The sequence below is a fragment of the Coleofasciculus sp. genome, assembly GCF_046539235.1.
In the GTDB taxonomy this organism is placed as follows: Bacteria; Cyanobacteriota; Cyanobacteriia; order Cyanobacteriales; family Coleofasciculaceae; genus Coleofasciculus.
The window spans coordinates 1-3,202 of the sequence record NZ_JBKHHI010000575.1 but is presented as its reverse complement, the minus strand read 5'-3'; the positions used below and the strand labels follow the sequence as shown (position 1 = coordinate 3,202).

3 protein-coding genes are annotated in these 3,202 nt (G+C 45.5%); 1 reads left to right on the top strand and 2 read right to left on the bottom strand.

Features of this window, described 5'->3' with window-relative positions; genetic code table 11:
- Positions 1–70 precede the first annotated feature (70 nt).
- Together ACLFWI_RS28720 and ACLFWI_RS28715 are read right to left on the bottom strand one after the other, a co-directional pair.
- Positions 71–379 (bottom strand): hypothetical protein, encoded by a 309-nt coding sequence (locus tag ACLFWI_RS28720; protein ID WP_446410441.1) that lies wholly within the window; start codon positions 377–379, stop codon positions 71–73.
- A 473-nt stretch (positions 380–852) separates the two neighbouring features.
- Complete coding sequence (locus tag ACLFWI_RS28715; RefSeq protein WP_446410440.1) at positions 853–1,869, bottom strand: type I glyceraldehyde-3-phosphate dehydrogenase; 1,017 nt, start codon at positions 1,867–1,869, stop codon at positions 853–855.
- Positions 1,870–2,432: 563 nt separating this feature from the next.
- On the opposite strand from ACLFWI_RS28715, the gene ACLFWI_RS28710 reads away from it, so the two are divergent.
- Positions 2,433–3,202, top strand: a 770-nt coding sequence (locus ACLFWI_RS28710) for a Mur ligase domain-containing protein (protein WP_446415770.1), incomplete at its 3' end; no start/stop codon positions are given.

Here is a 3,202-nt window from a genome sequence, read left to right as displayed (position 1 = left end):
GTCATTTGGCAGCGTTAGAATTGCACCGCCTATTATGTAGAGACGTAGCACGCTACGTCTCTATATCACATCAGCGCATGGCTTTCTCAAGCTGGTTAGCAATATTGAATTGAGATAGACTCGGGGATTCAATCTCACTTCTCGCCAGTTGTTCTAACTCAACCGCTAGCGATCGCAGGTAGTCTGCTCGTTGGCGCATTCGGTTACTGATTCCCTCTGTACCAGTGGCAAGGCATTCCGGGCAAACATCACTAACATATTCGCCGGATTCCCGATACGCTCTTGCCACCACCTCTAGCGGGAAAAAAATGTTACCGCACAAATTGCAACGGCATTTTTCCTCGAAGTGATTACTCTCAACTTGAATTTTAATGGGCATGGAAGGTGTTCTCCAATATATATGCAGTTTTGGGATAGCTGGAATCCTGTCTGAACTTGGCTGAAGCGGGCAACTTAATTAATTATTTATTTTATTTTAACCATAAATGTAGTTAATCGTACAGATTATTTGTAATGAAAAAGAAATTATCTTTTTGTTAACTTTTCATGACAATGATCCCGCCTCATCCCCAAGGGCTACGCTAATGACTTGAGCTGCCCATATCCTTTCTTGGCAAAAACCTCCAATCCTTTGTGCAACTAAATGAAAATTATCGTAGGGGTATTGTTGCCAGATTGTGATAAAAAATACTCAGAGTTCAGACTCTGAGTATCAATAAACAAGTGATGACTCTATTCAGGCTTAGCTGAAGCCAGAATCAGAAAAATTCCATCACTTTTATCTTCCTCCGAATTTTCAGCCAATAAACTCGTTTAGAGGTTGCTGCATCCAAGGGGTAAAGTTTTGTTGCTTTAACCTTCCCATTGCGTCGCTATATGCTCAGCCAAATCGACAACTCGCTGAGAATAGCCCCACTCATTGTCATACCAAGCAATGACTTTAACCATATCACCACCCATTACCATCGTTAGACTGGCATCGACAATAGATGAAGCATCATGTCCCTTGTAGTCTGAGGACACCAACGGTAAGTCGTTGTATTCCAAAATGCCCTTAAGCGAGTTTTCTGACTCTTCTTTGAAGACTTTGTTTACCTGCTCAGCAATGGTGCTTTTCTCAACTTGAGCCACCAAATCCACAACCGATACATTCGGGGTAGGTACGCGCATCGCGATCCCATTCAATTTCCCCTGCATATCTGGAATAACTAAAGCCACAGCTTTAGCCGCTCCCGTCGAGGTTGGCACGATATTAATTGCAGCGGCTCTGGCTCGACGGACATCACGGTGACTCGCATCCAGAATACGTTGGTCACCAGTGTAACTGTGGGTCGTAGTCATAGTTCCTTTAATGATGCCAAAGTGTTCATGTAGCACTTTGACCACAGGAGCCAGACAGTTTGTGGTACAACTGGCATTGCTAACAATGTCGTGTTTGCTGTGTTCGTAGTCGTGATGATTAACTCCAACGACAAAAGTGCCGATGTCACCACCTTTCCCTGGAGCCGTAATCAGCACTTTCTTAGCGCCGGCGGCTATATGCTTAGATGCACCATCCCTGGTGACAAACACCCCGGTTGATTCGATGACTAGGTCAATACCCCAATCACCCCAAGGCAAGTTCAGGGGGTTGCGATCCGATACACACTTAATGGTTTTGCCATTGACGATTAGGGAGTTTTCGTCATAGCCAATGTCGGCTTTGAGCGTCCCTAGCATGGAGTCATATTTAAGCAAATGAGCATTTGTCTTGGGATCAGATGTATCATTGATGCCCACTAACTCCAACTGACTATTCTCTCTCGTCAGTAAACATCTGGCGAAATTACGTCCGATGCGTCCGAACCCGTTGATCGCTACTCTAATCACTGCGTCTTGCCCTCTGTATTCAAGCTCAGTAAATATACTTTTTATGAACCCAATCATATCGCAAAGCCGGACAAACTCTAAATGCCGATTCAGCGACGGATCGGGAAGCGTCGGACTTATGAGTTGCTCTAAGTCTTTCCAACCAAGGGTTTGGGTGAATCTGAATTGAGAATAAGAGTTTTTGGATTAGGGGTGTAGGGTGTGGTTAGATGTCAATACGGCTCGCAGCGAGCTCTTTCTCTTCCAGATGTGCCCTAGCACCTCTGGAACAGGCTTCCCTAGGTCGAGTGTCGGAGTTCTATGGTTCTGCTGAATTTTCCGGAAACCCAAGAATGAAGGCTGTTTAGTATAAAAAACCGTCTGGAGATAGAAAAAGTTACTTCAGTACAAATACGGTGGTCAACTCCACTGGAGCAATAACACAATTTATAGCGAAGTGGGTCTGTTGCCAAGAAAATCTGATAAATTCACCCTTGGCTGTATCTTGAAAAATCAATTCTTGATATGATAGCGCGTGTTATTGGCACAGTAGGCTTGTGTGGTGTGGTGTGTAAGGAGTTAAGATGCCTAATACTGTCGATCTTAGTGGCAAGCCATTCCATTTCATCGGAATTGGTGGAATTGGTATGTCAGCGCTGGCTTACGTTCTAGCCAAACGCAACCTCCCTGTATCTGGGTCTGATATTCGTTCGACGCCGATTACTCAGCGGTTGCAAGCTGTCGGCGCTCATCTGTTTAGAGACCAGCAGGCAACCAATTTGGAATTTTTTAGAGAAACGAATGTCTCCATTTATCAGTGCGTATCAGCAAAGGCGATTGAACCGGAACCCCCTCGAAAAACAATTGCTGCCCCCTCAAACGTTAACCACTCTGTTAGGGAAGACCATCTTGGCTCCTGCTTACCCCAAGTAATATGTTCGAGTGCGATTAATCCAATCAATTCTGAGTACAAAGCGGCTGTAGAAGGCGGCTACCCGATTTTTCATCGCTCCGACTTACTGGCAGCGTTGATGCAAGACTACCGCAGCATTGCCGTTGCTGGAACTCACGGCAAAACCACAACCAGCAGTTTAATGGGATACTTGCTGCTGCAAACGGGTCTAGACCCGACTATTGTGGTTGGGGGAGAAGTGGATGCTTGGCAAGGAAATGCGCGTCTGGGTCAAAGTCCCTTTCTGGTGGCTGAAGCAGATGAATCAGATGGGTCGTTAGCCAAGCTGGCTCCGGAAATTGGCGTGATTACCAATATTGAACTCGATCACCCCGACCATTACCAGAATCTCGACCAGGTTATCGAAACCTTCAAGATTTTTGCCGATCGCTGTCAAACCAT

Coding starts and splice junctions, on each gene's coding strand:
- ACLFWI_RS28720 (WP_446410441.1), bottom strand. CDS start 379: ATGCCCATTAAAATTCAAGTTGAGAGTAATCACTTCGAGGAAAAATGC.